Annotated in this window: 29 protein-coding genes; 15 read left to right on the forward strand and 14 right to left on the reverse strand. The window is 42.3% G+C overall.

What is annotated here, in order from left to right:
* Nucleotides 1-34 precede the first annotated feature (34 nt).
* Nucleotides 35-244 (forward strand): cold-shock protein, encoded by a 210-nt coding sequence (locus FTV34_RS07645; protein WP_004786992.1) that lies wholly within the window; start codon nt 35-37, stop codon nt 242-244.
* Between the two features lie 425 nt (nt 245-669).
* Here the strand turns inward: FTV34_RS07645 and FTV34_RS07650 are convergent, their stop codons facing one another.
* Together FTV34_RS07650 and hemW are read right to left on the reverse strand one after the other, a co-directional pair.
* A complete protein-coding gene (locus FTV34_RS07650) occupies nt 670-879 on the reverse strand; it encodes a hypothetical protein (RefSeq protein WP_180069763.1) in 210 nt (69 codons plus the stop codon).
* A gap of 131 nt (nt 880-1,010) precedes the next feature.
* Nucleotides 1,011-2,165: a radical SAM family heme chaperone HemW gene (gene hemW / locus FTV34_RS07655; RefSeq protein ID WP_180069778.1), complete on the reverse strand. Its 1,155-nt coding sequence runs from the start codon at nt 2,163-2,165 to the stop codon at nt 1,011-1,013.
* 126 nt (nt 2,166-2,291) lie between these two features.
* Here hemW and FTV34_RS07660 point away from each other — a divergent pair, with 126 nt between their 5' ends.
* Both FTV34_RS07660 and FTV34_RS07665 read left to right on the forward strand, forming a co-directional pair.
* On the forward strand, nt 2,292-2,750 hold the full coding sequence (locus FTV34_RS07660) for a DMT family transporter (RefSeq protein ID WP_004786999.1): 459 nt from the start codon (nt 2,292-2,294) through the stop codon (nt 2,748-2,750).
* A gap of 40 nt (nt 2,751-2,790) precedes the next feature.
* Nucleotides 2,791-4,149: an MATE family efflux transporter gene (locus tag FTV34_RS07665; protein ID WP_159122649.1), complete on the forward strand. Its 1,359-nt coding sequence runs from the start codon at nt 2,791-2,793 to the stop codon at nt 4,147-4,149.
* A gap of 30 nt (nt 4,150-4,179) precedes the next feature.
* On the opposite strand, the gene FTV34_RS07670 is transcribed toward FTV34_RS07665, so the two are convergent.
* Nucleotides 4,180-4,386 (reverse strand): DUF1737 domain-containing protein, encoded by a 207-nt coding sequence (locus tag FTV34_RS07670; protein ID WP_180069889.1) that lies wholly within the window; start codon nt 4,384-4,386, stop codon nt 4,180-4,182.
* A 288-nt stretch (nt 4,387-4,674) separates the two neighbouring features.
* On the opposite strand from FTV34_RS07670, the gene FTV34_RS07675 reads away from it, so the two are divergent.
* On the forward strand, nt 4,675-5,973 hold the full coding sequence (locus tag FTV34_RS07675) for an AarF/ABC1/UbiB kinase family protein (RefSeq protein WP_180069780.1): 1,299 nt from the start codon (nt 4,675-4,677) through the stop codon (nt 5,971-5,973).
* A 97-nt stretch (nt 5,974-6,070) separates the two neighbouring features.
* Nucleotides 6,071-6,322, forward strand: coding sequence for a type B 50S ribosomal protein L31 (locus FTV34_RS07680; protein WP_004787006.1), 252 nt, complete (start codon nt 6,071-6,073; stop codon nt 6,320-6,322).
* 77 nt (nt 6,323-6,399) lie between these two features.
* Here the strand turns inward: FTV34_RS07680 and crcB are convergent, their stop codons facing one another.
* Entirely contained in the window at nt 6,400-6,780 is a 381-nt protein-coding gene (gene crcB / locus FTV34_RS07685) for a fluoride efflux transporter CrcB (RefSeq protein ID WP_180069784.1), read from the reverse strand.
* Nucleotides 6,781-6,945: 165 nt separating this feature from the next.
* Between crcB and FTV34_RS07690 the strand changes: the two genes are divergently transcribed.
* Nucleotides 6,946-7,278: a HopJ type III effector protein gene (locus FTV34_RS07690; protein ID WP_180032186.1), complete on the forward strand. Its 333-nt coding sequence runs from the start codon at nt 6,946-6,948 to the stop codon at nt 7,276-7,278.
* A gap of 223 nt (nt 7,279-7,501) precedes the next feature.
* Here FTV34_RS07690 and FTV34_RS07695 read toward each other — a convergent pair whose 3' ends face one another.
* Entirely contained in the window at nt 7,502-8,065 is a 564-nt protein-coding gene (locus FTV34_RS07695) for a hypothetical protein (protein WP_004787012.1), read from the reverse strand.
* Between the two features lie 180 nt (nt 8,066-8,245).
* On the opposite strand from FTV34_RS07695, the gene FTV34_RS07700 reads away from it, so the two are divergent.
* On the forward strand, nt 8,246-8,872 hold the full coding sequence (locus tag FTV34_RS07700) for a class I SAM-dependent methyltransferase (protein WP_180069787.1): 627 nt from the start codon (nt 8,246-8,248) through the stop codon (nt 8,870-8,872).
* Here the strand turns inward: FTV34_RS07700 and FTV34_RS07705 are convergent.
* Nucleotides 8,869-9,453 carry a hypothetical protein gene (locus FTV34_RS07705; protein ID WP_180069790.1) on the reverse strand — a complete coding sequence of 195 codons (585 nt, stop codon included), beginning with the start codon at nt 9,451-9,453 and terminating at the stop codon, nt 8,869-8,871. The two genes, FTV34_RS07700 and FTV34_RS07705, sit on opposite strands and share 4 nt — an antisense overlap.
* 26 nt (nt 9,454-9,479) lie before the next feature.
* Nucleotides 9,480-9,947 carry a Holliday junction resolvase-like protein gene (locus tag FTV34_RS07710; protein WP_004787020.1) on the reverse strand — a complete coding sequence of 156 codons (468 nt, stop codon included), beginning with the start codon at nt 9,945-9,947 and terminating at the stop codon, nt 9,480-9,482.
* Between the two features lie 123 nt (nt 9,948-10,070).
* Here FTV34_RS07710 and FTV34_RS07715 point away from each other — a divergent pair, with 123 nt between their 5' ends.
* From FTV34_RS07715 to FTV34_RS07735, 5 genes are all read left to right on the forward strand, one after another.
* Nucleotides 10,071-10,715 (forward strand): ParA family protein, encoded by a 645-nt coding sequence (locus tag FTV34_RS07715; protein WP_179992145.1) that lies wholly within the window; start codon nt 10,071-10,073, stop codon nt 10,713-10,715.
* A 132-nt stretch (nt 10,716-10,847) separates the two neighbouring features.
* Complete coding sequence (locus FTV34_RS07720; RefSeq protein WP_180069793.1) at nt 10,848-11,996, forward strand: AI-2E family transporter; 1,149 nt, start codon at nt 10,848-10,850, stop codon at nt 11,994-11,996.
* A 110-nt stretch (nt 11,997-12,106) separates the two neighbouring features.
* Nucleotides 12,107-12,649, forward strand: a complete 543-nt coding sequence (gene sodC / locus FTV34_RS07725) for a superoxide dismutase family protein (RefSeq protein WP_180003255.1) — start codon at nt 12,107-12,109, stop codon at nt 12,647-12,649.
* 142 nt (nt 12,650-12,791) lie between these two features.
* On the forward strand, nt 12,792-14,957 hold the full coding sequence (gene yccS, locus FTV34_RS07730) for a YccS family putative transporter (RefSeq protein WP_180069890.1): 2,166 nt from the start codon (nt 12,792-12,794) through the stop codon (nt 14,955-14,957).
* A 127-nt stretch (nt 14,958-15,084) separates the two neighbouring features.
* Nucleotides 15,085-15,381: a DUF3817 domain-containing protein gene (locus FTV34_RS07735; RefSeq protein ID WP_004787034.1), complete on the forward strand. Its 297-nt coding sequence runs from the start codon at nt 15,085-15,087 to the stop codon at nt 15,379-15,381.
* A 205-nt stretch (nt 15,382-15,586) separates the two neighbouring features.
* Here the strand turns inward: FTV34_RS07735 and FTV34_RS07740 are convergent, their stop codons facing one another.
* The 4 genes from FTV34_RS07740 to FTV34_RS07755 all read right to left on the reverse strand — a co-directional run bounded on the left by FTV34_RS07740 (nt 15,587) and on the right by FTV34_RS07755 (nt 20,305).
* Nucleotides 15,587-16,816 (reverse strand): MFS transporter, encoded by a 1,230-nt coding sequence (locus FTV34_RS07740; protein ID WP_180069795.1) that lies wholly within the window; start codon nt 16,814-16,816, stop codon nt 15,587-15,589.
* A gap of 105 nt (nt 16,817-16,921) precedes the next feature.
* Nucleotides 16,922-18,295: an AbiH family protein gene (locus FTV34_RS07745; RefSeq protein WP_180069798.1), complete on the reverse strand. Its 1,374-nt coding sequence runs from the start codon at nt 18,293-18,295 to the stop codon at nt 16,922-16,924.
* Nucleotides 18,296-18,375: 80 nt separating this feature from the next.
* Nucleotides 18,376-18,753: a hypothetical protein gene (locus tag FTV34_RS07750; protein ID WP_004787040.1), complete on the reverse strand. Its 378-nt coding sequence runs from the start codon at nt 18,751-18,753 to the stop codon at nt 18,376-18,378.
* Nucleotides 18,754-18,895: 142 nt separating this feature from the next.
* Nucleotides 18,896-20,305 (reverse strand): FAD-binding oxidoreductase, encoded by a 1,410-nt coding sequence (locus tag FTV34_RS07755; protein WP_034704522.1) that lies wholly within the window; start codon nt 20,303-20,305, stop codon nt 18,896-18,898.
* A 354-nt stretch (nt 20,306-20,659) separates the two neighbouring features.
* Here FTV34_RS07755 and serA point away from each other — a divergent pair, with 354 nt between their 5' ends.
* Entirely contained in the window at nt 20,660-21,892 is a 1,233-nt protein-coding gene (serA, locus tag FTV34_RS07760) for a phosphoglycerate dehydrogenase (RefSeq protein WP_005233651.1), read from the forward strand.
* 125 nt (nt 21,893-22,017) lie between these two features.
* Nucleotides 22,018-22,884: a DMT family transporter gene (locus FTV34_RS07765; protein WP_180069801.1), complete on the forward strand. Its 867-nt coding sequence runs from the start codon at nt 22,018-22,020 to the stop codon at nt 22,882-22,884.
* Between the two features lie 45 nt (nt 22,885-22,929).
* Here the strand turns inward: FTV34_RS07765 and FTV34_RS07770 are convergent, their stop codons facing one another.
* A complete protein-coding gene (locus tag FTV34_RS07770; protein ID WP_180069804.1) occupies nt 22,930-24,078 on the reverse strand; it encodes a hypothetical protein in 1,149 nt (382 codons plus the stop codon).
* 332 nt (nt 24,079-24,410) lie between these two features.
* Between FTV34_RS07770 and FTV34_RS07775 the strand changes: the two genes are divergently transcribed.
* Nucleotides 24,411-25,295, forward strand: coding sequence for a DMT family transporter (locus FTV34_RS07775; protein ID WP_180069807.1), 885 nt, complete (start codon nt 24,411-24,413; stop codon nt 25,293-25,295).
* Between the two features lie 72 nt (nt 25,296-25,367).
* Here the strand turns inward: FTV34_RS07775 and FTV34_RS07780 are convergent, their stop codons facing one another.
* The gene (locus FTV34_RS07780) at nt 25,368-25,835 is read right to left on the reverse strand and encodes a hemerythrin domain-containing protein (protein WP_005233643.1); all 468 of its coding nucleotides are present in this window, start codon (nt 25,833-25,835) and stop codon (nt 25,368-25,370) included.
* 127 nt (nt 25,836-25,962) lie between these two features.
* On the reverse strand, nt 25,963-26,730 hold the full coding sequence (locus FTV34_RS07785) for a TSUP family transporter (protein WP_180011167.1): 768 nt from the start codon (nt 26,728-26,730) through the stop codon (nt 25,963-25,965).
* Nucleotides 26,731-26,745: the final 15 nt, after the last annotated feature.

Genomic DNA, 26,745 nt, shown 5'->3' on the forward strand with positions numbered 1-26,745 from the left:
GACTATAAATCCATAAGATTCAATAGGTTATATTATGTCTAACACAGTTACCGGTACAGTAAAGTGGTTCAACGAAACTAAAGGTTTTGGCTTCATTCAACAAGACAATGGTCCAGACGTTTTCGCTCACTTCAGCGAAATCCAAGGTTCAGGTTTCAAAACTTTAGCTGAAGGCCAAAAGGTTTCTTTCAGCGTAGCTCAAGGCCAAAAAGGTCCTACAGCGACTAACATCACTGCAATCTAATATTGCGAAGATGAAAAAAAGCACTCATTAGAGTGCTTTTTTGTACCTTAAATTGGCTAATTTTAGTTTCTAGATCAATTAATTAAATTTTAAAGATAATTAAAAATATTCGCTTTTCATTCATCATCTTGTCCCAAATCTCTTCATCTGATTTTAGTCATGTTAAAACATGAAGAAACTGAGAAGAATTTTGATGATTTTAAAATCAAAAATTGCACATAAAAATATAGAAGTTTTAATAGAAATTGTTATTTATTAATTACTTAAATACAAAATTAAAAAAATCCTGAAATTTACAAAAGTGTTGTCTATGGCTCCATCTTCCCTACATCACTGACTCCTATGATGAAATCATTGAATAAATATGAGTATGATCATGAAAAAATTAGTTTTTTCTTTAATGATTGGCTTGATTGCAACAACAGCTACCATGTCTGCAATGGCGGCGCCTGGACCGGATCATCGTCATCCAACGCCATCAGCGCATCATTTTGATAAGAAACCAATGCCGCATTAGAGGTGGTTTCCATAAAGCACCTCCTAAAGCGCATTTTAACCAGCATGATCGTCATGATAAATTTGGCAAGAAAGACCATAAAGGCTTCTTCAACAAAAACCATCACAATGGCCCGCATCACAAGTTACCGCCTAAGTATCGTTAATCCGAATGGCTTAAATGCATAGTGGACAGAGAAGAAAAAGCCCGATGTAACTCATCGGGCTTTTTCTTTTTAAACTTGATTAATTATTCGGATAGATTAGGCAATTAAAGAAATTCTTCCAGCACAGAGTTTAAAAAGATGTGACCTTGCTCAGTACATGCCAGACGTTCTGTATCTTCTACCATTAATTGACGTTGGCGCAATGAAGTCAGCAATTCATCCAGTGTATCCAGACTATAGCCTGTTCGTTCAAGATAAAGCTTCGCTTCCACACCCTCATTTAAACGTAAGGCATTCATCATAAATTCAAACGGCATATCTGCCGCTTCGATGCGCTTAAACTGCAAATGTTCTGCTGGCACTTTGGCTAAATAGTCTTTGGGCAAACGGGTTTTCTGGAAACGGTAAACACCATCCGGTTGAGTCACTTTGCCATGCGCCCCTGCTCCAATGGCCAGATAATCACCAAATTGCCAGTAATTCAGGTTATGTGCCGAGGGTAATTCTTTACGCCAGGCAGAGACTTCATAATTGATAAAGCCATTGGCTTTTAAATAGGCCTCGCCCTGTTCCTGAATCTCTTCCAGTACTTCATCGACCGGTAAAATCGGCTGAGTACGGAAAAACACAGTATTCGGCTCAATAGTTAACTGATACCAGGAAATATGCGTAGCACCATTCTCGACTGCCAGTTTCAGGTCATTGAGTGCCTGCTCTAGTGTCTGTTCAGGTAAGCCATGCATCAAATCCACATTAATCCGTTGAAAACCAGCATCACGCGCCAGGCCAATCGCCGAGATCGCATCTTCATTGCTATGGATTCGTCCCAGCTTTTTTAAGTGTTCGGTATTAAAACTTTGCACGCCAATCGACAGACGATTAATACCAGCTGCTAAATAGCCAGCAAATGGATCATGCTCCACCGTACCTGGATTGGCTTCCAGTGTGATTTCACAATTCTCTTCAAAAGGAATCAGTGCTTTCAGTTCGGTAAACAGCCACTGATAACCTGCAGCAGAGATCAGTGATGGCGTTCCCCCACCGATAAATACACTATGAATCGAACGGCCTTGGGCAAAATCAACCTGAGTTTTAAAGTCCTCTACCAGCGCATGCAGATATTCCCGCTCCAGCTCGAGAGACAATTCCCCATCAGGCACGGCATGCGAGTTAAAGTCACAATACGGACATTTACGTACGCACCACGGCATATGGATATACAGGGATAAGGGAATAAGTGCAAGATTCAATTCAGCCAAAGAACTACTCAAAAACAACTACAAGATCTAGCGTAATTTTAACATGACTCGGCAACAACACTGCTAAAATTAAAATCGCCATCACCTAATGCTTAAAAATTTAAATAGAATTAGATAGTTAAAATTATGAAAATATCCTCCCAGCTCCTTATTTTATTGCCTTTGGTCTTTGCAATCGGGGTCTTGCTGACCTTACAGACGGCTATTAATACCCAATTAAAAGAATATTTATATTCTCCTATTCAAGCTGCATTTTTTTCCTTTTTGATTGGTACAATAGTACTTGCCGGCATCGTGCTGTTTCAGTCACATCCCAAACCAGGCTTACAGGAGCTGATGGCAATTCCCTGGTATCTCTGGTTAGGTGGTTTTTTGGGTGTTTATGCGATCAGCATGAGCATTTATGCTGCACCTAAAATGGGCTTCCTGACACTGACCGGAATGATTATTTTTGGTCAGATGGTGATGTCCATGATCGTCGATCAGTTTGGTCTGCTGGGCAATGAAAAAATGCCGGTGAACTGGCAACGTCTTTTAGGTGGCGTGGTGATTTTTATTGGTGTGCTTCTCACTTTACAACGCTAAACCTTATCTCTAAGCACATGATCACTAATGAGTAATTTTTGTGTCGAATGTTTTGACAGCCACAACCCGTCGTTATGAATTAAAACAGCTGTTCCATCTGATGTTGCCCATTCTGGTCACACAATTCTCCCAGGCAGGTTTGGGCCTGATTGATACCATTATGGCCGGGCGTCTCTCACCAACTGATCTGGCAGCGATTGCGGTCGGTGTCGGTCTTTGGATTCCAGTCATGCTACTCTTCAGTGGCATCATGATCGCCACCACGCCTCTAGTCGCTGAAGCTAAAGGTGCACGTACACCTGAGAAAATTGCCACAATTGCGCGACAATCATTATGGGTCGCATTCATCCTTGGGGTGATTGCGGGTCTGGTTTTACAAGTTTTGCCCCTCTCTTTACCTTTACTAGGTGTCCCAGAAAGCTTGCAACCTAAGGCTGGTCTGTTCCTACATGCCATCGGCTTTGGTATGCCTGCTGTGACCATGTATGCGGCTTTACGTGGTTATTCTGAAGCCATTGGTTATCCACGTCCGGTCACTGCTATTAGCCTCATGGCACTACTGCTTTTGGTTCCATTAAACTTCATTTTTATGTATGGAGTTGGCCCTATTCCGGCACTGGGCAGTGCCGGTTGTGGTTTTGCCACAGCAATTCTGCAATGGTTAATGTTACTCAGCTTGGCGCTGTATATTTTTAAAAATCGGGTTTATCAAAGTAGTCAGCCATTTAGTCACTGGGAAAAGCTGAACGGATATTGGCTGAAACGGATTTTAAAGCTGGGCTTTCCGATCGGACTGGCAATTTTCTTTGAAGTGAGTATTTTTAGTACCGCAGCGATAGTCTTGAGCCCATTGGGTGAAACCATTGTGGCCGCTCACCAGATTGCTATTTCTGTTACCTCACAGCTGTTCATGATTCCGATGTCTCTCGCCATTGCACTAACCATTCGGGTGGGAACTTATTATGGTGAACAGAACTGGGATGCCATGCGTAGAGTACAAGGCTTAGGTCTGATGACCGCGACGATTTTGGCTCTGCTCATCATGTTATTACTCTGGGTGTTCCGTAGTGAAATCGTAGCGCTCTATACCTCTGACCCGATGGTGACCCAGATTGCGCTTTATCTGGTGCTCTTTGCTGTGGCTTATCAGCTGATGGATGCCTGGCAGATCAGTGCTGCAGGTTGCCTGCGCGGCATGCAGGATACCAAAGGCCCGATGTGGATCACCATGATTGCCTATTGGGTGATTGCCTTCCCGGTGGGGGTTTATTTGTCCCGGTTTGGAGATATGGGGGCGGCAGGCGTCTGGGTCGGACTGATTGTCGGTCTCAGTGTGGCTTGTGTCCTGCTGCTGGCACGGCTTTATGGTAATAATAAACGTTTAAGCCAGCATGCCTAATCCTCTTATTATTTAAAAAGATGCATTGAATTAATGATTTAACGCATCTTTTAATCCCTGTGGAATTTCCGACTCATCCGCCACTTCCTTAATCACCACTTGCCCGACAATGACATCTGTTCCATTAAAGGTCATGGTCGGTGCACCATAAAGTTCATAGCCTTCATTGAGTGCCTTGGTCACACGGGCACAAAAATTCACATCATCTTTACCAGTAAAATATCGATAGACTTTCATTGAAATTTCTTGATCTTGAGATGCCATTATTTTAAGCCTTTCATCATGGAAAGGAACTCAAAAATCATGCTTTGCTCTCTCCAGAATAATTAAATAATTGATTCAAAAACTGCCGTACAGACACCAAGATGGTTTAAAAATTGCATAAATCAAGTGAACAATATCAAGTAAATATGAATACTTTGAGAAGCTTTGCAACATAACATCTACAATTAAATATAGGCAATTTATAGTTTGTCACCTATGATCAAATACACCCATAAAAATGGTGATTTTGAGGAATCTCGCATGGCAAAAACGGCTCGAACGCCTGGTCGCCGCTTTATGAAATTGGCTGGAATGACCGCAAGTATTGCAAGTAAAACCCTATCCAATTCGATTAAAAATTTAACTGCGGATGAAGAGCAGAAAAATACTGCACGCAGTAAATTATTTCAGGATATTGGAGTACAGATTGCTGATACCTTGGGGGAAATGAAAGGTGCGGTGATGAAAGTCGGCCAGATTGCCTCACAATATAAAGATATTTTCCCGCCTGAAGTTGCTCGAGCCATCTCCAAATTGCAGCGTCAGGCTCCACCGATGCCATTTAAAGAGATTCAGTCTCAGGTCGAAAAAGAATTGGGAAAATCTTTGCAGGACCTATTCCAGCAGTTTGATGAGCAGCCTTTTGCTGCAGCCTCAATCGGACAGGTACATAAAGCGACGCTACCCGATGGCCAGCAGGTTGTGGTCAAGGTGCAATATCCGGGAGTGGAAGAAGCCTGTGAAAGTGACCTGAAACAGGTTCGTCTGGCCTTGCGTTTGATGGGTGTACTAAAAATTGACCGCAAATTGCAGGATCAGCTATTCAAGGAAATCCAGCATAGTCTGGACAATGAACTCAATTATGAAATTGAAGCTCAGAATCTGGAAGTGGCACGTGCCTTTCATGAATCGCTCGATCACCAAATTGTGATTCCGAAAGTATTTAGTGAATATTCTTCCCGCCATATTCTGACCCTAAGCTTGGAACAGGGTGAAAGTATGGAAACAGCCAGCCAATGGCCGCTAGAAACCCGTAATGCCCTAGGCCGCCGTTTATTCCGTGCGATTGGTCAGGAAATTTTCTATCTGAAACGTTTCCATTGTGATCCGCATCCAGGGAACTTTGCCTTCCGTGAAGATGGCTCGGTGATTATTTACGATTACGGCGGTGTTAAAACGCTTTCTACCGAGATCATTACTCATTTCAAAGAGTTGATCCATGCAGCCCGTGACAAGGATATTTCGACCATTGAACAGCAACTGGATGCCTTGCATACCCTGACAGAAACCGGAAAATTCCCGGCCGATCTGTATGAACAATGGCTAGAAGTGCTGATGCGTCCTTTAACCACTAATTATGATTTTGCTAAAAACTCAGCACATCATGATGGAATGGAATTGCTCAAACCTTCTCTGAAATATTGGGATGTATTCAAACCGTCGCCAGATACCCTGATGGTGAACCGTACTATTTCCGGACAATACTGGAACTTGATTCATTTGAAAGTACATGATGATTTGAGTGATGTATTTGAAGAAATCGTGCCAAGTCGCAGTTAAGTTGAAGTAATAAGCTTACAAGCTGTAACCCTACTTCACTTGAAATATCAAATGTTACATTATAACATTACTCTTAAATTACAAGAGGAATATTACGATGCGTCCAGACATTCATCCCGAATATCGAGAAGTTTTATTTCATGACACCAATGCTGATGCCTACTTCGTGATTGGCAGCACCATGACTTCTAGCCAGACCAAGGAATATGAAGGTAAGACCTATCCTTATGTCACCCTGGATATTTCGAGTGCTTCACATCCGTTTTATACCGGTGAGCAACGTCAAACCAGTAATGAAGGTCGCGTAGCGAGCTTTAACAAACGTTTTGCCCGTTTTAAACGTGGTTAAACTTAAAACCTCCGATTTTTACTCTCAATTTAAATCGCGGTTTATGTCAGGAAATTACCTCCAATTTCCTGACTTTTTTATGCCTGCGCTAAAGCCAGCTGAGTTAAATAGAAGCCCACACCCAGCATCAATACTCCGACAATCACACTAGAGATCACATAACTGAGGGCAATCGTGACTGCACCCTGCTTAAGCAGCTGAAAGGTTTCTAGTCCAAAACTGGAAAAAGTCGTAAAGCCGCCCAAGATGCCTACCATCAAAAATAGCCGTGCTTCAGTTTGCAGGAAACTATATTTCTGGCTAAAGGCAAAGAAAATTCCGGCACACAGACAGCCTATAATATTGATCCACCAAGTCGGCCACGGAAATAGCATCTGTGGCTTGGCAATCAACATTCCTGCTCCATAACGCAGTGTTGCCCCGATTGCCCCGCCCATTGCCACCAAAAGCCAGTTCATGTCTACTCCGTCTTTATTCGATCTTAAACCTTTTCTCAGCCACCATGTGGGACGAGAATAATGAATAACATCATGCACCTAAAATTGCAGAATGAACATGGACCTTTGCCAAAAAATTGGTATATTCGACGCCATTCAAATTGATTTAAGTTAGAGGGAATCCACATGGCTCAGGAATTACTGGCTCAATTGGCTGCGGGCGAAGCTAAATTTGCAGATGTGATTGCATATATCGATGCGCACTATGCTCATACACCTACTGCTTTTAAAAATGGCCAACAGGCTAATGCTGCCACTGAAAACCAAGGCAGTGCCAAAGTATTTTCATTTGCCAAACTGAATGGTCTGGATCAGGCACAAACCTTGAGCCTGTTTGCAGAACACTATGCGGCTGTACTGGCCACACCAGAAGCAACGGATCATCAGAATATCCGCCAGTTCATGCAAAATGGCTGGGATGGCATTGCCTTTGAAGGTGAAGCACTGGTTGCCAAATAAGCATGTCTTTAAAATAAAAAACCGCCTATTTCTGGCGGTTTTTTATATCAAAATAACAGAACAAGATGACATTCATATTTAAGATTAAAATTATTTTTTGGAAGAAGTAGTTCACTTTAAAAATGAAAAACTATAAGGCTAAAAATAAATTAAATATCAATAAAGCCTGGTCACCCTGAAGCACTCCAAGCGACCCTTTCAGAAAGCCATAAGTTTTCCAGTGTTAACCTTTACCCACTTTCTCAATCCACTTGATTGAGCTGACCCGAAACACTTCACAAGCGCCATCACCGGTATCGGTTGGAGTTAAAGAGGATTTCCAGACGAGGTCTTTATCACGTACTTCCACCAGTTCCCCTTGCAAACGCACCAAGTCACCCCGTTTTACCTGTTTAATTGCTTTGGCAATTTGTGGATTGGCAGGGATGATGTGCATATTGGATACCATCTGTTTAGCCTGTTCAATAGGCACTGGCACGCGATCCATTTTCCAGTTCAGGTAACGGTTATACTGGTTGACTGTAATGTGCCGGGCAATTTCAGGTTGTGCAAACAGCCCCCAACTCACCGCATAATCGATCGGAGAGAACTTGGCCTGCTCATCGTCGGTATAAATTTTTGATCCCAGAATGCGGAAATCACCTTTAAACGGCTGCAAGACTGAAATAGATTGGTCTTTAGCCATCGGTGGCAGTCCTTTGGCAACATTATGGTCTACAGAAGTGTGACCATAAAGCGGTAGTAAAAGACTGGCCGCCAAAGCATAGTATCGAAGATGTTTGAACATAATTCTGTCTTTATTCCATCAAATCTTTTCAAGAATATCTTGCTTGATAGTACGATTTTTTTAATGAATAAATAGTTGAAATTAGTAACAAGTTGATCAATTTTGGTGAGCGGAGGGCTTTAGCTAATCTGATTATTTTCGGTTAATCTAAGCCTGTCTAAAAATAATTTGAATTCGACCATGCTGTATAAATTCTATCAACAACATATTTTTCCACATTTGCTAAATCAGGTCATGCAGACCCCATCCCTGATGGATTTACGCCGCGAATTATTATTGCCTATTACAGGTGAAGTCCTGGAAATTGGCTTCGGTACAGGATTAAATCTGCCTTTTTATCAGGCCGTCGATAAAGTCTATGCGCTGGAACCTAACCCGGACATTTTTAAACTAGCTCAGCAGCGTATCAGTCAAAGCCCTTTTGCGGTCGAACAGATTCAGGCCCGTGCAGAAGCCCTGCCTTTTGCAGAGAATAGTTTGGAAAATATCGTATCAACCTGGACCTTATGCAGTATTCCGGATCTGCATCAAAGTCTGCATGAAATTTATCGGGTTTTGATGCCGGGTGGTCAATTTCATCTGGTTGAGCATGTATTAAACCGAGAGCATCTCAACATTCAGCGCTTACAGCATTTACTCACCCCGATCCAGAAAAAAGTAGCAGATGGCTGTCATCTTAACCGGGATATTGAAACCGCTCTTTTAGAGGTTGGGTTTGAACTGGATGAAGTTCATTATATCGATGCAGAAGGTATTCCAAAGATTGGCCAGCGTATGCTGTTAGCTAGAGCGCATAAACCGCTTTAATCCAGCACTTTTAAATCAGTTATTCTAAACAGGCGGCATTGGGCTGATTTTGGATTGCTTTTTCCAACCTGAAATTCTTGCTGGCTGGTCGCTAATTTGACCTGTACCCAGTCACCTTGCAGCCAGATCCGCTGATCTGCTTTTAAACGGCGAACCTTATTGGCAACAGCTTCGCTGGCGGCAATCACACTCAGGTTCAGCAAATGAGGTTGAATGTTCGCAGGATTGGCTTGTGCGTCTGTAGCGGTCATATTAAAACAACGCCTGTCCTGCTCAAGCTTGAATGGTTTAAATACAGCACTGGATATTTCCGGTACTGCTAGTAACAGATCAATATTACTGACATAGGCCAGATCATTAAAACTTCCCACCACCGGACTGGCTGGATGAATGGTACGGCGCTCAGGCCCATAATACTGTTTAGCCAGTACGCGATATTCAGCCTGATGCGGCTCAATCGATTCTACCTGAAAATTTTTGAGTACCCCGGCCTGCTCCAGATTCGGGATCGCCCGAAAGTATTCCGACCAGATCCATAGTCCAAGCGCAAACAGTGCTGCGGCAATAATCAGTTTATCCATAGTGTAGCGTTGAAGCTCGCTGTCCTTCAGTCTTCAAAATCAATCCGGATGGTCTCAAAACGTACCCGCCCTTCCTGAATGGCTTGAGCAATTGCCATCTGGCCTTTGGTCAGACGTGCACCACCACTTTTAATATCAATCAAAACCACTTCAATATCTTCAGCCAGTCCCTCACCGTCACGAAAATCGGTATAACCATCAAAGACTACATAATCCACCGGATCGCCTAAAAATTTGGCATCACTAGGTAGATATTGAAACTCTGGCATGATCGGTGCCAACTGCTCGGCCATTTTGCCTTTGAGTACCGCGCGACTGGTATTTACACTGCGTTTTTGTGCAGCGACTAAAGCTTGCTGATGTTCCAGCTCCAGCTCGGCAATATATTGTTCATATTCTGCTTTAATTCGACCATTTCGCGTCTGGCCCAGAATCAGGGTAGTTAAAACCACTCCAATACAGGCACCAATCAGCATAGCCATTCCAATGGACATTCAATCTTCCTAATCTGCTTTATTTTGCTGCCTACCTTCGACTGAAGTTGAAAGGGTCTGCCATCCAGTAAGCCTGCAAAGAATGATATGCTAGGCGGGAGCAGAATTAAATCATCCCGGGTCATGAAAACTATTTTAATTGCAAATCAGAAAGGTGGCTGTGGTAAAACCATTACTGCGATTAGCCTGACAGCTGCCCTGGCACAAAAGGGTTATAAAGTTGCTCTGGCCGATGCGGACAGCCAGAAATCGACCTTGCAATGGTTGAAACATCGCCCAAAAGATGCCGCACCGATTCAGAGTCTGGACTGGCGAAATGCCAAATCGATTGGGGATGCGCCTAAAAATCTGGAATATCTGATTATCGATGCACCCGGAGCGCTGACTGAAGATCATGCCGAACAGCTAATTAGTGAAGCGGATGCCATCATTATCCCGCTGCAGCCTTCTTTTTTTGATATTGATTCTACGCGCCGTTTTCTCAAACATTTGCAGGATATTAAACGTATCCGTAAAGGCAAGGTTGAAATTCTGCTCCTCGCTAACCGCACCAAACCTAATGCAGCCAGTAATCAGGACATTCAGCAATTCTTTAATAAAATTGATCAGCAACCGGTTACCTGGATTTCTGAACGGGCACCCTATAGCCGACTGGCGATGCAAGGCCTGTCTATTTTTGATAAACAGCAGAAGATGTACCGGGAATTACAGGATCAATGGCAACCTTTATTGAATGCCATTATTGACGATCCAAGCCAATGGTTCTAGTTCTGTTATTTTTAGCCTCTTCTTTTTATTCTTGGGAAAATAATCGTACTACTTCCTGCACTATCGTTTTCGATCGCTTTTTTTTCAGTTAATATGCCTGACACGACCTAAAAAAATGAGCTTCTAAATTCAGTGCAACAGTACGCGCCTACACTACAAAAAGTCTTATTATTTGGACTATTTTTCATTCTGATTTTTTTGAGTTTTCACATACTCAAGTATTTCATCATTCCTGTAGTTTGGGCAGCCATTATTGCGTACATGACTTGGCCGCTGTATCAGTCGATCTTAAGAATGAGTGGCAATCGGCCGACGCTGAGCGCGACTATAATGATTCTGGGTGTAATTCTGGTATTTGGTCTGCCTTTTATCTTTGCCATTTTTATGCTGCAACACGAAGGCCGGAATCTGTATTTTGAATTACAAAAACAGGTATTCTCAGGTCATCTTAGTGTTCCTGATTTTATTCGCGGCCTGCCACTTGTGGGTAAGGAAATTACCCGTACCCTGAATGAGATTAATGCCGATCCAAATAGCATTGCACAAACCATTTCAGTCTGGATTCAGGGTCATCTGAATTACGGTAAAGTTGTGCTGAATGAAATCAGTAAAAACGTCTTCAAGCTGTGTTTTGCCGTGCTGTCGTTATTCTTCTTTTATCGTGATGGCCATACCATTCTGAATCAGGTGCGTAAAGCCTTTGAAATGGTAGTCGGTCCACGTATTCATCATTATCTGGCTACAATTTCGGATACTACACGTGCGGTGGTCTATGGCGTAGGTTTAACGGCGATTGCCCAGTCTTTACTGGCAGGTATCAGCTACTTTGTGGCTGGCGTACCGAACCCGATGGTACTGACCATTATCACCTTTATCTTTGCTTTAATTCCTTTTGGCCCTCCTGTTGCTTATGGTGCAGTTTCGCTATGGCTGTTCTCGCAAGGTCAAACCATTGAAGCCGTAGGAGTCATGATCTGGGGTGTCTGTATTGTGAGTACGGCAGATAATGTGATTCGTCCACTGGTCATTTCAGGTGCAACACAAATTCCATTCCTGCTGATCATGTTTGGTGTCTTAGGTGGCATTGCCAGTTTCGGTCTGGTCGGTGTCTTTATTGGACCGGTGATTCTGGCCGTACTACTGGCCATCTGGCGTGAATGGTTGCATGAAAGCAACTTGAATGAACCTTTGATGATGCCTAAAGCCACTATGGCGCATGAGGTTGAACCGAAGAAAAAATTCCGTCTGCGCCGCAACAAGACACCGAAATCACAAGACTGACTGGCTTAAACAAATTAAAACATTTAAGTACCGATTTTCCATAGTGCTTTTGGTCTTGCTCTGTTTCAATAGATTCCGAAAAGCAGAATAAAGATCAAGGTGTGATAATTATGTCTTCATTGTTTAAACTTACAGCTTTGTGCGCAGTCAGTGCCGCACTTTTTACCGGTTGCGCTTCAACCTCTACTTCGACTGAAAATGTTAAAACCGTGACCCTGAATGCAGTCTCTGCACAGGGCGTCGGTGAATCGATTGGTACCGTATTATTGAGTGACAGCCCGGCGGGCCTGGTGATTCGTACTAACCTGAAACAGCTTCCTGCGGGTGAGCGTGGTTTCCACATTCATGAAAATGGTTCATGTGCACCGGGTGAAAAAGATGGCAAACCAGGTGCTGCACTTGCTGCCGGCAGTCACTACAACCCGAATCAGGCACCTCATCATGGCACACCCATGACGGGTCATCTGGGTGACTTACCAGCCCTTAAAGTAAACACTGATGGTACAGCACGTGTGACTCTGCTTGCGCCACGCCTGAAACTGGCAGATGTTCAGGGTCGTGCCATCATGGTCCATGCAGGCGGTGATAACTATTCAGATGAACCGCAGCCATTAGGCGGTGGCGGTGAACGTATTGCATGTGGCGTAATCTGATTTATTACAGATTATTAGCATTCAAAAACGGGCTTCTTGCCCGTTTTTTAGTAGATATTTCTTTTGAAATTGGCGCTTAAATTGCATTCAAAACCGGCAGTCAAATACCACGGATCATATTCTTGTGAATAGCTCAGATTCCATGTTGCATCCTCTTCATCACATACTTAAAAAAGCCCTGTTACCTTTTCAGTCCAGTGCCTTGATGACTTACTGTTTGCAGATGTTTATTGTGCTTTCAGGAACGACTTTTGGTCTAAAACTTCTCGGCTATGAGACTTTGATTGTTCCGGTTACTTTAGGGGCAATTGCTACTGCCCTGACCGATTTTGATGACCGTTTAAGTTTAAGGCTACGCAATCTGGGGCTGGTCATGCTGCTGTTTTTTGCAGTCAGTAGCATGCTGGAATTTCTGCATCCCTATAAAATCTGGTTTGCACTCTGGCTATCACTTTCTAGTGCCGTATTTATCTTGATGGGGGCTTTAGGACAGCGTTATGCCACCATTTCTTTTGGCACTGTATTGCTGTCCATTTACACCATGTTTGGCTTGGGAGAATATGCGCACTGGTACGAACAGCCGCTGTATTTTGTAGTTGGTGTGCTGTGGTATGGCCTGACTTCTATCCTATTTTATCTGATTCGTCCAACTTTACAGGTTCAGGAAAATCTGTCCATCAACCTGCAACAGATGGCCGAACTGCTATCGACCAAAGCCAAATTATTTGATCCCGATAATCAGAATAATGTCGAACCGCTGCTTTATGAACTTTCCTTAAAAAATACCCAAGTCATTGAAAGCTTTAACCGCACCAAAGATTCTTTACTGACCCGACTCAAAGCCTCGCGCCCAAATCATAAAACTATTTACTGGCTGAATCTTTATTTTCTGACTCAGGATATTCATGAGCAGGCAACTGCCAACTATCTGCATTACGAGCAGATTCACCAGCATTTTAGCCGTACCGATCTGATTTTTCGCATTCAGAAAAATATTCACTTGCAGGCGCTTGCCTGCCAGCAGTTGGCTGCTTGCGTATTGCGTAATGAAACTTATCAACTTCCTGAACAGCATCAACTGGCACTCAAAGCATTAGAAGCCTCCATGAGGGACTGGATTGCCCAGCATCCACAGAATATTGAGGTAAAAAACTTACAGCTCATTCTGAGCAATCTGCTGAGTGTGCATGAACAGCTGCAACATTTGCAGGATGGACAAGCCATTTACCGTCCAGATTATCCAAAGTATTTTGATGATTCCAGCCTGTTTGATGATGATCTGCGTGGACCTGCGGATTTCTGGCTGAAATTAAAACCCCATTTGGGACCGCAATCGGCGCTGTTTCGTCATGCGGTGCGGATCGCTTTGGTCTTTCTGGTCGGCTATGCAATTTCTCTATTGCCCTTTGCCAAAAATGGCTACTGGATATTGCTGACCAGTCTGTTTGTATGCCAGATCAGTTATTTCGCTACCAAAAGCCGTTTAAAACTGCGAACTTTGGGTACATTGCTCGGCGTCATTCTAGGAATTCCAATCCTGTATTTTGTACCAAGTATTGAAGGCCAGTTGCTGCTTACGGTGATTTTTGGTGTCGGCTTTTTCTATTTGCGCTCCAAGAAATATGCTATGGCTACATTAATGGCGACCCTAGTAGTACTGCTGATTTTTAATCTGAAAGGCGCAGGCTATGCTGTCATTCTGCCGAGAATTATCGATACCCTAATTGGCTGTCTAATTGCCTGGCTGGCGGTCAGTTGTATCTGGCCGGATTGGAATTTCCGTAATATTTCCAGCAATATCAAAAAATCCTCCCAAGCGACGCTGAACTATTTACTGGCTATTCTGGAGCAATATCAGCATGGCAAAAATAACAGCATTGCTTATCGGACAGCACGTCGTTTGGCCCACAATGCCCAGATTGACCTTTCCAATATGATTTCCAGTCTGAGTACCGAACCGAATCCAGACCCGGTGCTGATTCGCAATGCCTTCCGTTATCTGGTTTATAGTCACAGTCAGCTCAGTTATATTTCCGCATTGGGTAGCCATCGTAAACAGGTATCTGATCCGCAAATTCTGCAACTGCTCTCTGCCTGTCAGCAGACCTTAACCTCTGCCCTATCAAATCCTGAAAATGTACCGCAGCAGGACATTCAAGGCCAATTGGCAGAAATCCGGCAACTGAGTCAGCAGGAACATATTTCCACCCACCTGCTGCTGGTACTTAAACAGATCAGTCTGTTACTGGAAACCTTGCCTGAATTATTGTCTCTAAGACAGCAATTACTGGCAGTTGAAATCAAATAACCAAGCGGAGCACTAGGATATAAGTATTTAAAATAATTCATTTTATTCTATAAATTTCATTTTGCTTAAATCGGCAGATTGGGTACACTCAAGCCTGATTGAATAGAACATAGAAGAGTGAGTGCGCGTGAATATTAAAACTTTACGTCTGGTTGGATTGCTTGAAGGTATTTCATTTCTGCTGCTGTTATTTATTGCGATGCCGGTTAAGTACATGATGGATAACCCGATTCTGGTGAAATATATCGGTATGGGTCACGGCGTTCTTTTCGTGCTTTTTCTTGTGGTGTTATTTGCAGTCTGCGAAAAACAGAAATGGTCTCTGAGTATGTTTATACTGGGTTTGATCGCGTCGATTCTGCCGTTTGGACCATTTATCTTTGATATGAAATTAAAGAAGTTGGAGCAGCCGGCTGAAGCTTAACTTTTAAATTCTAATCATTATTAAATCAATCATGGATGTTTTCTCTCCTTTTAGGAGATGAGTAGCACTGCTGCGCAAAGGTAAGGTTATTTTATTAATATTTCCCTCTCTCTCCCATAGGGAGAGAGAACATTCAATACTTTTATTTGAGGCACATAAAGTAAATAGCTTCATTCGATTAAATATTTAAGAGAAAGGAATTCTTTTAAAACTCCCCTCGCCCTTTTCTTTCCAACATCACCTGTTTCAGCTGCATACGTGGCAAGCTAAACCACAGCGCAATTAAAATAAACGAGGCACCGCAATAAGCCCAAAGATCAAAAGCTTCATAAGCAATTCTAACCACTTCAATCACGATAAAGAAACTCAGCATCATCAAGATGGATACTGTTGCCGCAACCGTGCCTTTAGACACTTCAGAAGACATTAGGGCAAAACGGTACAATACCGAAAAGCTGATCCCCTCTCCCAGACTGATGCAAGTGGTACCGATAATCAGACAATGCAGAAAATAGTCTGGAATCAACATTCCCACTAACAGCAAAATGGTTCCGAACAGCATCAATGGCACACCTAGCATTACTGTTTTACCGAGCGGTATCTTGTCGATAATTTTCAGTAGAATGATATTGCCCAGAATCAGGCCACCCAATACCGGAAACTGAGCCAAGCCATATTGCATGCTACTCAAGCCTAATTCTTCAACCAGAATCACGGGAGATAATGCAATCCATAGCATCAAGGGCAAGCTCACCAGTGGCAATGCCATGGTCATGATCACAAAGCGTTTATTTTTCAGAACCTGCTTAAAGTCATCGACAATATAGCTAAGTGGCTGTTTCGGAATACTGATATTGGGATTTGGCATTTTCGCTTTCAGTCCAAACCAGCTCACAAATGCCAGACAAGCGATGCCGATAAAGCCCCAATGCCATGAGACATGATCAATCATAAAAGCACCAACCACTGGCCCTAAAAGTGGTGCCAGCAAGGAGACATTGGCCATAAGCGCCATCACTTTAATAGCATCGCGTTCTTCAAAACTTTCCTGAATCGCGGCATAACCCACAGCAGCAATAAAGGACAAACCAAAACCTTGTAAAAAGCGCAGGAACAGAAAGCTTTGAATATTCGGTGTAAGTAAAATCGCCAGACAGCAGATTACAAAAAATGCTACGCCACCCAGCAGGACTTTTTTACGGCCTAAACGGTCCGATAAGGGTCCTAAAATTGCAGCAACAAATGCCCCACCTAATAGGAAAAAGGACATGGAAGATGGTGCCCAAGAGCTGCTCACACCAAAATCACGGGTAATGGCTAACATGGCCGGCTGGATCAGGTCATTACAGATATAGACGGAGAATTCAAACAGCACCAGCGCCAGAGGAAACATTAGTGTGGCACGGGTCAGTTTGTGGGTTTGGACGTTTTGCATGGGAGTTGTTATTGCCAGTCTGTCCGTTAATAGCAGACCGAACTTTATCTAAAATAGAGAAGAATAATTTTAGCAGATTTATTTACTCTTTGAATTTCAGAACGCTTACTTTAATGCTGTTATTTCTTTAGTTTGAAACTTGATTTCAGGATTAGATTCGAATTTAAGCCATTTATTTCTCATCCAATATTCAACTTTATCTTTACCTAAAATTGCTAATAAATTATTGAGTAATGAAAATTTAGCAAACATATCAAAATAGTAGATTTTTATCCTTACATTTCGATCTATCTCATCATTCAGACTAAACAAATCAATAATATAATCTTTATCTGAATAATCTAGAGAGTGACCCCAAATATTAATACTTATATTGAGTTTACTTTCAACTTCCATAATATTTTGTCTTTCTAACTTCTTTGCAGTCGGATCAGTATTTCCAAAATCTTTTTCAAAATAATCTATCCTTCTTTTATGAGTTTTAACTTTTTCTTTATATCTATCTAGAAATAAATAATCTGTCTCTTTAAAAAGTTTTTGATGATATTTCGTAAACCCATAAGCTTTTATCTTCTTTAATGATTCATCTTTTAAATCAGATACACCCAAAACGATATTTTGCTGTTGGCCATGACTTCCATGTAAATACTCAACTTTAACCGAATTGTGAATACGCTGATAAGTATTCGTATAATTAAAGGAGTAAATTAAATTTGGTTGAATCCAGCAATTTTTCTCTGGTTCAAATAATGAATTGGACTGTACATAAATTTCAAATTTAGCTTTAGGCTTCAATTCATCAATAATAAGTTCTAAATATAAATTAAATATTTTTATAAAATCATCTAATTGTAGTTGGATAAAATCTAAAAATAAGGATGAGTTGAATCCATTTTTTATTTCTCTACCATTACAAAAAATTGTATTAACATTAGTTCTTTTCCGTCCCTTATTATCTTGCAAGCTATTTCCTTCTTTATAAAATTCATTTATCTCATAATCATAAAATTCATTTGAAGAAAAATTAAAAAAATCAAGTATATTTTTATCTTTTGTTCTAATTTTTATATCATTATCATCATCAAAATACTTATATAACTCTTCTGAGTTATAAATATTTTCTATATCGGCTATACAACGTGCAGCTACAATTAAGACATACTCAATTTTTTGCTCAAAATCAATCCAAGTCTTAATTTCCTGCACATGACTTTTGAAGTATTGATACCAAGAATTTTCTTTAAGCATTTTTTGAATAGTAGTCAATTGATCTTTTTTTAGAAAAATATTTTCTATTAAATAGTATTCCTTTGTTTTAGCTATAAACCAATTTTCACGGAACTTTGAGAAAAGCTCATCAAAATTCATTGAATTACTTTTAGAGGTTTCTATTGCAGACATTACATCCATAAAATGATCATACTTTGTCGGCAAATAGTGGGATAGATCAAAACCATTACCAACAATTAAAATATTCATTTTTATAGAATCCTAAAGAACAAAAAAGCGCATCCTGAAGATACGCTTTTAACGAAGTTTTGTTTAAAGATCAAACATTATTATGGACAGACTGCCTTCTGGAAAGTTTTGGTATTTGAACCGCGTACACACTGATAGAGCTTTTCAGTATTGTGCATTTTCCAGTTCTTCTCTTCTTTTCTAAAATGATAAATGGTCTGAATCGATCTCACCGAGTCATCCATCAAACCTGTTTCAGTTACTTTTACCTGTCCAACCGTCGGTGACTCAACACGATTAAAGAACTGACGTATCTCGACTGTTGCCAGTTCTTCACGCAGATCAGGCCTCATTTTAAGTACCTGATCCAAAGGTGTATCTGAAGAAGACTGCACTTTTGCAATCACTTTCTGGGTGGTTGTACAACCTGATGTCATCACACCCAGACCTAAAATTGTAACCGCCAATAACCGTAACATATTGTTTAACCCAGATTATCTTTATTATGCAGAAATTATCATGCCGGGCTTTTCAGCTTAACGCTATTTAGACTCTGTAAGTCCAGTTACAAAGCAATAAAAAAAGCGCACCTTTCGATGCGCTTTTGTAAATCTATTCTGATTAAAGATCGAATAGTTTGCCTGGGTTCATGATGCCATTTGGATCGAACACTTTTTTCAAGGCTTTCATGTATTCGATTTCTTCAGCTGAACGGGTGTATTCAAGATAAGGTTTCTTGGTCATACCTACGCCATGTTCCGCAGAGATTGAACCGTCGTATTTTTTCACAGTATCAAATACGTACTTGTTCACGACTTGGCATTTTGCAAAGAATTCATCTTTGGTCAGGTCAGCCGGTTTCAGGATGTTCAAGTGCAGGTTACCGTCACCGATATGACCGAACCAGCAGATTTCGAAGTCTGGGTAGTTTTCATTCACGATCGCATCGATTTCTTTAATGAATGCCGGTACGTGAGTGATCAGTACAGAGATATCGTTTTTATACGGAATGAATGGAGCGATTGACTCAGAAATATCTTCACGCAGACGCCATAAGCTATGTACTTGCTCAAGACTTTGGCTCATTACGCCATCCAGCACCCAACCCTGTTCCATACAGTGCTCGAAGATTTCCATCGCCTTGTCCATAATCGGCTCAAACGGCGCTTCAAACTCAAGCAATACATAGAAGGGACATTCAGTTTCAAATGGACGCTGTACGTGACCATTGGCCAATACTTTTTGCATCGCCAGCTCACCGAAGAACTCAAATGCAGTCAGGTCGATTTTTGCCTGGAAGGCATGTAATACTGGCATGATCGCATCAAAATCAGGTACACCCAGTACCAGCACTTGCAGGTCTTGTGGCTGACGTTCCAGCTTGATTTCTGCTTCAGTGACTAAACCTAAAGTACCTTCACCACCGATGAACAGGTGTTGTAGTGCATAACCCGTTGCGTTCTTAATCATGCCTTTGTTTAGACGCAGTACATCACCTTTACCAGTCACCACAGTCAGGCCAAGCACCCAGTTACGGGTCATGCCGTATTTGATCACTTTAATCCCGCCGGCATTGGTGCCGATGTTCCCGCCGATCTGGCTTGAACCAGAAGAGGCAAAATCAACCGGATAGTACATGCCCTGCTCTTCAGCATAGTTTTGCAGCTGTTCAGTCACCACACCTGCCTGTACGCGCACCATACGGTCTGCCGGGAAGAATTCCAGAATCTGGTTCATCTTATCCATGCTCACCACAATCTCGCCATTCGCAGCGACAGCGCCTGCAGAAAGACCTGTACGACCACCTGATGGAGTCACTGCAACATTGAACTGATTCGCGAGCTTCACAATTGCTTGAACCTGTTCAGTTGAAGATGGGAAAACGATGACCGATGGGTTTGGATCAAAGTGTTTGGTATGATCACGACCCCAATTCTGGAGGCTGTCCGCATCAGTTTTAATACGGTTTTCACCCACAATTGCAGTCAATTGGGTCAATAACTCTGGGGTTAAAGCGACTGGAGCATTCATCGTTTGCAGACCTAGCATGAATTAAACAAGAGAGACCTCGCCGGTTTATTTGTATATTTTTCAGGCATTAAAACCTGTATACAAAGCAGGCGAAACATGATGATTAAAGCACCAAAACTGGCATCTTAAACAGCATGGCGCAATATTATAAGCTATTTTTAGGGCTTTCCCTTAAAAAATGACAATTTTGACAATATACCTTTGAAAATGATAGTTTAATTCAACCAGTTCTATCATTTTCACTACTATCACTTGCAAAAATAGCTGATATTGTAGTCATCAAGGAAATGTATAACCGCCCCATTCCTGTGCTATTATACGGCGACTAAATTTGGCCTTTGTAGCGGAGCCGTAATGAGCCAACATCTATCTCTACCTAAAGATAAAATCCGTTTTCTATTGTTAGAAGGCGTTCACCAGAACGCAATCGACACATTGAATGCAGCTGGATATACCAATATCGACTATCGCAAAACAGCGCTTGAGGGTGAAGCACTGAAAGAAGCGATTAAAGATGCACACTTCATTGGTATCCGTTCCCGTACTCAGCTTACTGAAGAAGTGTTTGAAGCTGCGAACAAACTGATCGCGGTAGGTTGTTTCTGTATCGGTACTAACCAGGTGAATCTGGATGCAGCAATGCGTCGCGGTATTCCGGTATTCAACGCACCATATTCAAATACACGTTCGGTTGCTGAACTTGTACTTGCTGAAGCGATTCTTCTGCTTCGCCGTGTACCTGAAAAATCTACAGATACACATGCAGGCGGCTGGAACAAATCTGCTGTAGGTTCGTTCGAAACTCGTGGTAAGACTTTAGGTATCGTTGGTTACGGTTCAATTGGTTCACAACTTTCTGTTCTTGCTGAAAGCCTGGGTATGAAAGTGATCTATTTCGACACAGTGACTAAATTACCACTCGGTAATGCACGTCAGGTCGGCACAATGGGCGAACTTCTTGCAAATGCTGATGTTGTTTCTATTCACGTTCCTGATGTTCCGTCTACACGTAACTTCATGACTAAAGAACAATTCGCGCAAATGAAAGAAGGCTCTATCTTCATCAATGCAGCACGTGGTACATGTGTGGTGATCGAAGATCTGGCTGAAGCATTGAAATCTGGCCATCTTGCGGGTGCTGCGGTTGACGTATTCCCTAAAGAGCCTAAAGCAAATGGTGAAGAATTTGTTTCTCCATTACGTAACATTCCAAATGTGATCCTGACTCCACACGTGGGCGGTTCTACTATGGAAGCTCAGGCGAACATCGGTCTGGAAGTTGCTGAGAAATTTGTGGCTTATTCAGATAAAGGTATGACGCTTTCTGCGGTGAACTTCCCAGAAATCGCGCTTCCATTAACTGAAGGCAAACACCGTCTGCTTCACATCCACAAAAACATTCCGGGTGTGCTGTCTAAGATCAACAACCTGTTTGCTGAACACGGCATCAACATCTCTGGTCAGACTTTAATGACCAAAGGCGATGTGGGTTACCTGGTGATGGATGTAGACGCAACTGCATCTCAAGAAGCACTCGATACTTTACACAACCTTGAAGGTACAATCCGCGTTCGCGTATTGTTCTAATTCAGGTTTTTAAAAAGCCACAGTCTTCGGGCTGTGGTTTTTTTATTGCTTAAAGGTTTTTATTTTTAAGCCTACTCAGCTGATGCTGCTCTTCCGCTCTTCGAGAAATCGAAACAAATTTAGTCATGCCAAATCTTAAAATTGCACCTATGGTGCAAGCGCCGCTGATTCTGCTGATCGCGATGATCAGCATGCAGAGCAGCGGCTCCTTTGCCAAATATCTGTTTGGCCAGTTCCCGATCCTGACCGTTTCTGCCATGCGCCTGCTATTGGGTGCATTGATTCTGGCGCTCATTTTTAAAGTCTGGCAGATCAATTTCCGCCAGGTCAGATGGCCAGCCATTATCAGCTATGGCTTGGCATTAGCTGGCATGAACATGCTGTTTTATCTGGCGATTGACCGATTGCCGATTGGGATCGCGGTCTCTTTTGAATTTATTGGTCCCTTAAGTGTTGCCCTGTTTTATGCCCGGCAGAAATTTGATTTTGTCTGGGTGGGATTGGCCATTCTGGGGCTGGTTCTGTTGTTTCCCTTTGATCAGGCTGCACAACCGCTTGATCCGATTGGCATCCTGTTTGCCTTAGGCGCGGGTTCCTGCTGGGCACTGTATATCGTGGCCGGACAAAAACCTTCGGGTGTATCAGGGAATCATACCGTGTGTCTGGGCATGTTCGTCGGCATGCTGGTGCTGATGCCGATTGCACTGTTCGCGGGAATGCCTGCTCATGTGTTTGAGCCAAGCAGCCTCATGTATTTTGTTATTTTGGCTGCACTTGCCAGTGCCTTACCCTTTACTTTGGAAATGATTGCACTGCGTAATTTAACCGCATTGAGTTTTGGCACTCTAATGAGCCTGGAACCTGCGGTTGCAGCACTCTCCGGTTTTGTATTCTTAGGCGAGACTTTATTGTGGACACAATGGCTGGCACTGGCCACCATTATCAGTGCGTCGATTGGCTGTACGGTGATGACACAAAGAAGAAAGCACTAAATAAAAAAGGCGCTCAAGCGCCTTTTTTAAATGACCTATTTAATTTTAGCGTGGCGTTGCATCCTTAATAGCTGTATTTAATGCTGTAGCTGCTGTCACATTATAGCCATCACATGCCGAAGCAAGATGGTCATACAGGTAATCTGTCCATTTGAGCATTAGAGGAGTAGCACCCTCTTCCCTTAAATTGTCCAAGGCAGCTTTTCTTGCTTGAGCAATATAATCGGCATGATCAATATGCTCTCCATGTTCCGAGAAAGTACTGGAATAAATTTCACCCTGATATTCGATCGCCCCAAAGTATTTATAATATTGCTGCGCATCGTCTTTATATTCGGCTTTTTTAAATTTCAGGTTAGCCATCGTGCCATCTAAAATGGTTTTCGCCATCTCTTGAACAGACTCTCCTGTCTGCCATTCAGACAGTGTACGATAGCCAGTTTTGATATCCGGATCAAATTCAATAAATTCTTCCTCAGGATGTTCCGCCAGAATACGGAAACATTTAGATCCGTTCGGGAAAGTACGCGCCTTCTGTAAACCGACAAAATTGGTAGCAAATTGATTGTAATATTTACGTTCAGCATCCGTGGTATCAGTATTAAAGAAAACTCTGGTCTCGGTATCGTCATACATCTTCACGACAGCAATATTGGTACGTTCAGTTAAGGCTTTACCTGACAGGTCGTACCACTCCAGGTGTCGATGATTACCGATGTTATTTTCCGGAATAGTGACGGGACGACTGGTAAATTGTTCAGAAGTATTTTCCAGTACTTTTTCCAGTTTATAACCTAATGCTGTACGGGCACGATCTGCAGGGAATACGCCTTTCTCTGTAACATAAATTGGGAAGGTCATATCTTCATCAAGATCATATTCAGTATCAACAGCCCGGTTATCATCTGCATATAAGATGCCGTCAGTAATTTTATTTTTATGACTGGCCAATAGAAGCTTTTCCGACTCCATATCTGAAGCATCAATATTCGGCAGGTTGAACTGATAGGTATAGAATTCAGAAATCGTATCTGATGTTCCATCACCATTATCCGGAGTTCCAGGATTGCTCGGATTACCAGGATTGGTTGGGGTTGGTTGACCTGCGACTGGCTCGTTATTATCAGAATCAGAGCCACCACATGCAGTCAGCATAAGGCTCAAGACAGCACAAGAGAGTAATCTTAATTTCATTATTATCTACCTTATTATTTTTTCATCGTTTTATTTTTCATTGTTATTTTAAAGTTGACCCAAATCATGAGGTCTAAGTCATTTTAATAAATATAAAATTAAGATCAAATTAAAAATTGATTAATTTGTAACCACAATCTCATCAACAATTAACGTTGAATTTAATTTTTTCGGTGGGGGACGAAATCAAAAATTTAAATTCACTGATCAAAATTCTGCTTCGCATTCACAAAATATTCGTCTGCCCTACTCATCAAAAATTAACCAGTTTGGTATACTTCCGCTTTCTTCTATATCTCGATTATACCCTTCTGGTATAAGTAGTTTCTCCCATGCCAAACGTCCAACTTCTTGCTGTGTTGTACATGGTTCTTTCCATGACTTCATACCAGATCAGTGCATCCTTCGCCAAGCAACTTTTCCTGGTGCTTGACCCGATCACTGTCACTATTTTAAGACTCTGTTTTGCCGCTATTATTGTCTGTGTCATGTTCCGTTCCTGGAAAGTTATCCGACGTTTACAATTCCTGAAATGGCGGGATCTGCTCTGCTATAGTGCTTCTCTAGGCGTAATGAATATCCTGTTCTATATGTCGCTCGGGAAACTTCCTCAAGGCATTGCAGTCGGATTGGAATTTATTGGCCCGCTAGGACTGGCCTTAATTTCGATTCAGGACCGTAAGGACTATGTCTGGGTGCTATTGGCAATTTTAGGTATCGTGTTGATGGTGCCTTGGGGGGAAGCCAATAGCAGTAACTTTGACCTGTTTGGTGCAGCCTGCGCCCTAGGGGCTGGCCTCTGCTGGGCGCTGTATATCTATTTTGGGCAACGCGTAGTACAGCAAAATATCAGGATGCATGCACTGACGATTGCCATCAGTATTTCAGCCCTGTGTTTACTACCAATCGGCCTATATAACAACACCTCTGCTTTGATTGATACTCAATATTGGGGCAAGGCCATTACTATTGCAGTGCTGGCAACAGCCATTCCTTATGCGCTGGATTTAAAAGCGCTTCAGCACTTGAATAAAACCAGTTATGGTACGCTTTCCAGTCTGTCTCCAGCTCTGGCGGCACTGATAGGTTTTATTTTGCTGGGTGAAAAAATTACGCTACTTCAAACCGTCGCACTGGTTTGTATTATGCTGGCTTCAGTTGGCGTGACCATGCGGGAAGCACGACAGCAATATAAAACCCGGAAAATAGAAAGCTGAATAAATAAAAAAAGATGGCACTCTGGCCATCTTTTTTTGTCATGAAAATTTGAATTTAAATAAATTTAAATATTAGCTTTTAACCAGCATGTCTTTTTTCATTTCTTTATAACGCTGATATTCAGTTTTGTACTGATCCGCTAGAGCCTGCTTTTGTTCATCTCCCAGAATTTTCCCGGCCTGCTGGAAGAAAGCATGCTCTTCTTCTTTCAAATGATGATGAACCTTATCTGACAGTCTCTTGGCAATTGCAATCCAGCTTGGGCTACTAAATTCAGTTTCAGTCAGTTCCTCAATCATTTCATCCATCTCATGATGTTCTGCCAAGGCGTGACGGGTAATGTTCAGGCCGGGATCTGTCATCATCAAGGGAATATAAAAGTAACGGTCTTCTGCGGTTTCATGCGCAAACAGTTCATTCTTCAGCTGCTTGAACAACTCACGACGTTCTGGCGAATCCCCCGAAGTTTGCAGTAATTTTTCTGCCAGATCACGCTGGATTTCATGACTTTCCCTTAATGCTTCAAAAATGGTGGTCATGTAATTTTTCTCCTGTTTTTGTCATGCCTTTGCTCCAGCATAGAGTGAAACCGGCAAATGGTCAGGAATATTTATAAGGCGAATTTGTATAAAAAACTTTAATATTGAGAATAGTTTACATCTATTTTTAGGCTAAAAACATCTGATAAGCCATACGGCAAATCAGCAAACTGACCAGGATCAGAAACAGAGTTCGGATAAAACCACTGCCATATTTAAAGGCCAGCTTAACACCCAACAGCGAACCGCAAATATTGGCAGCTGCCATCATGGCACCCACCAGAAATAGCACATGACCTGTAGGAATAAAGAAACTCAGTGCCGCGAGATTAGTAGTGAAATTGGCAATTTTCGATAAAGCTGAGGCATGCAAGAAATCCACGCTCAGATAACGGATAAAGAAAAAGATAAAGAAACTGCCCGTGCCTGGGCCAAAAATTCCGTCATAGAAACCGATAGCCAGGCTACCTAATGCTGCCAGTATCAGCATCTTTTTATTCAGCTTTTGCTCGACATGTACCCGTCCGAATTGCTTTTTCATGAAGGTATAAATCGCAATCACGATCAGCATGATCAGCACAAAAGGCTTGAGAATATCCACCGGAATCAAGGTGACACTGGCTGCTCCAATAAATGAGCTAATAAAGCTGCACAGCGCAATTACACCAAGTAAAACCCATGGCAGCTTGACCTGTCTAAGATAGGAAAAGGCTGCCGAGCCTGTACCGAAAATAGAGGCTAGCTTGTTAGTGCCAAATACTGTGGCAGGTTGCAGCTGCGGCAGACTGCTCATAATCGCCGGGATCTGGATCAGACCACCCCCACCGACGGCAGCGTCAATCGCTCCGGCCATAAAGGCAAAAAGCACCAGACTGAGGATAATCTCAATGTCCATTGTTATTCAACGCGC

The sequence above is a fragment of the Acinetobacter sp. YH16038 genome (genome assembly GCF_013417275.1).
Lineage (GTDB): Bacteria > Pseudomonadota > Gammaproteobacteria > Pseudomonadales > Moraxellaceae > Acinetobacter.

Coding starts and splice junctions, on each gene's coding strand:
- sodC (WP_180003255.1), top strand. CDS start 12,107: ATGTCTTCATTGTTTAAACTTACAGCTTTGTGCGCAGTCAGTGCCGCA.
- FTV34_RS07650 (WP_180069763.1), bottom strand. CDS start 879: ATGCGGGCCATTGTGATGGTTTTTGTTGAAGAAGCCTTTATGGTCTTT.
- FTV34_RS07670 (WP_180069889.1), bottom strand. CDS start 4,386: ATGAAAGTCTATCGATATTTTACTGGTAAAGATGATGTGAATTTTTGT.
- FTV34_RS07740 (WP_180069795.1), bottom strand. CDS start 16,816: ATGCAAAACGTCCAAACCCACAAACTGACCCGTGCCACACTAATGTTT.
- FTV34_RS07715 (WP_179992145.1), top strand. CDS start 10,071: ATGAAAACTATTTTAATTGCAAATCAGAAAGGTGGCTGTGGTAAAACC.
- FTV34_RS07680 (WP_004787006.1), top strand. CDS start 6,071: ATGCGTCCAGACATTCATCCCGAATATCGAGAAGTTTTATTTCATGAC.
- FTV34_RS07750 (WP_004787040.1), bottom strand. CDS start 18,753: ATGTTACGGTTATTGGCGGTTACAATTTTAGGTCTGGGTGTGATGACA.
- FTV34_RS07710 (WP_004787020.1), bottom strand. CDS start 9,947: ATGTCCATTGGAATGGCTATGCTGATTGGTGCCTGTATTGGAGTGGTT.
- FTV34_RS07775 (WP_180069807.1), top strand. CDS start 24,411: ATGCCAAACGTCCAACTTCTTGCTGTGTTGTACATGGTTCTTTCCATG.
- FTV34_RS07645 (WP_004786992.1), top strand. CDS start 35: ATGTCTAACACAGTTACCGGTACAGTAAAGTGGTTCAACGAAACTAAA.
- FTV34_RS07780 (WP_005233643.1), bottom strand. CDS start 25,835: ATGACCACCATTTTTGAAGCATTAAGGGAAAGTCATGAAATCCAGCGT.
- FTV34_RS07745 (WP_180069798.1), bottom strand. CDS start 18,295: ATGAATATTTTAATTGTTGGTAATGGTTTTGATCTATCCCACTATTTG.
- FTV34_RS07690 (WP_180032186.1), top strand. CDS start 6,946: ATGGCTCAGGAATTACTGGCTCAATTGGCTGCGGGCGAAGCTAAATTT.
- yccS (WP_180069890.1), top strand. CDS start 12,792: ATGTTGCATCCTCTTCATCACATACTTAAAAAAGCCCTGTTACCTTTT.
- FTV34_RS07675 (WP_180069780.1), top strand. CDS start 4,675: ATGGCAAAAACGGCTCGAACGCCTGGTCGCCGCTTTATGAAATTGGCT.
- FTV34_RS07765 (WP_180069801.1), top strand. CDS start 22,018: ATGCCAAATCTTAAAATTGCACCTATGGTGCAAGCGCCGCTGATTCTG.
- crcB (WP_180069784.1), bottom strand. CDS start 6,780: ATGAACTGGCTTTTGGTGGCAATGGGCGGGGCAATCGGGGCAACACTG.
- FTV34_RS07695 (WP_004787012.1), bottom strand. CDS start 8,065: ATGTTCAAACATCTTCGATACTATGCTTTGGCGGCCAGTCTTTTACTA.
- FTV34_RS07705 (WP_180069790.1), bottom strand. CDS start 9,453: ATGGATAAACTGATTATTGCCGCAGCACTGTTTGCGCTTGGACTATGG.
- FTV34_RS07755 (WP_034704522.1), bottom strand. CDS start 20,305: ATGAATGCTCCAGTCGCTTTAACCCCAGAGTTATTGACCCAATTGACT.
- serA (WP_005233651.1), top strand. CDS start 20,660: ATGAGCCAACATCTATCTCTACCTAAAGATAAAATCCGTTTTCTATTG.
- FTV34_RS07785 (WP_180011167.1), bottom strand. CDS start 26,730: ATGGACATTGAGATTATCCTCAGTCTGGTGCTTTTTGCCTTTATGGCC.
- FTV34_RS07700 (WP_180069787.1), top strand. CDS start 8,246: ATGCTGTATAAATTCTATCAACAACATATTTTTCCACATTTGCTAAAT.
- FTV34_RS07660 (WP_004786999.1), top strand. CDS start 2,292: ATGAAAATATCCTCCCAGCTCCTTATTTTATTGCCTTTGGTCTTTGCA.
- FTV34_RS07770 (WP_180069804.1), bottom strand. CDS start 24,078: ATGAAATTAAGATTACTCTCTTGTGCTGTCTTGAGCCTTATGCTGACT.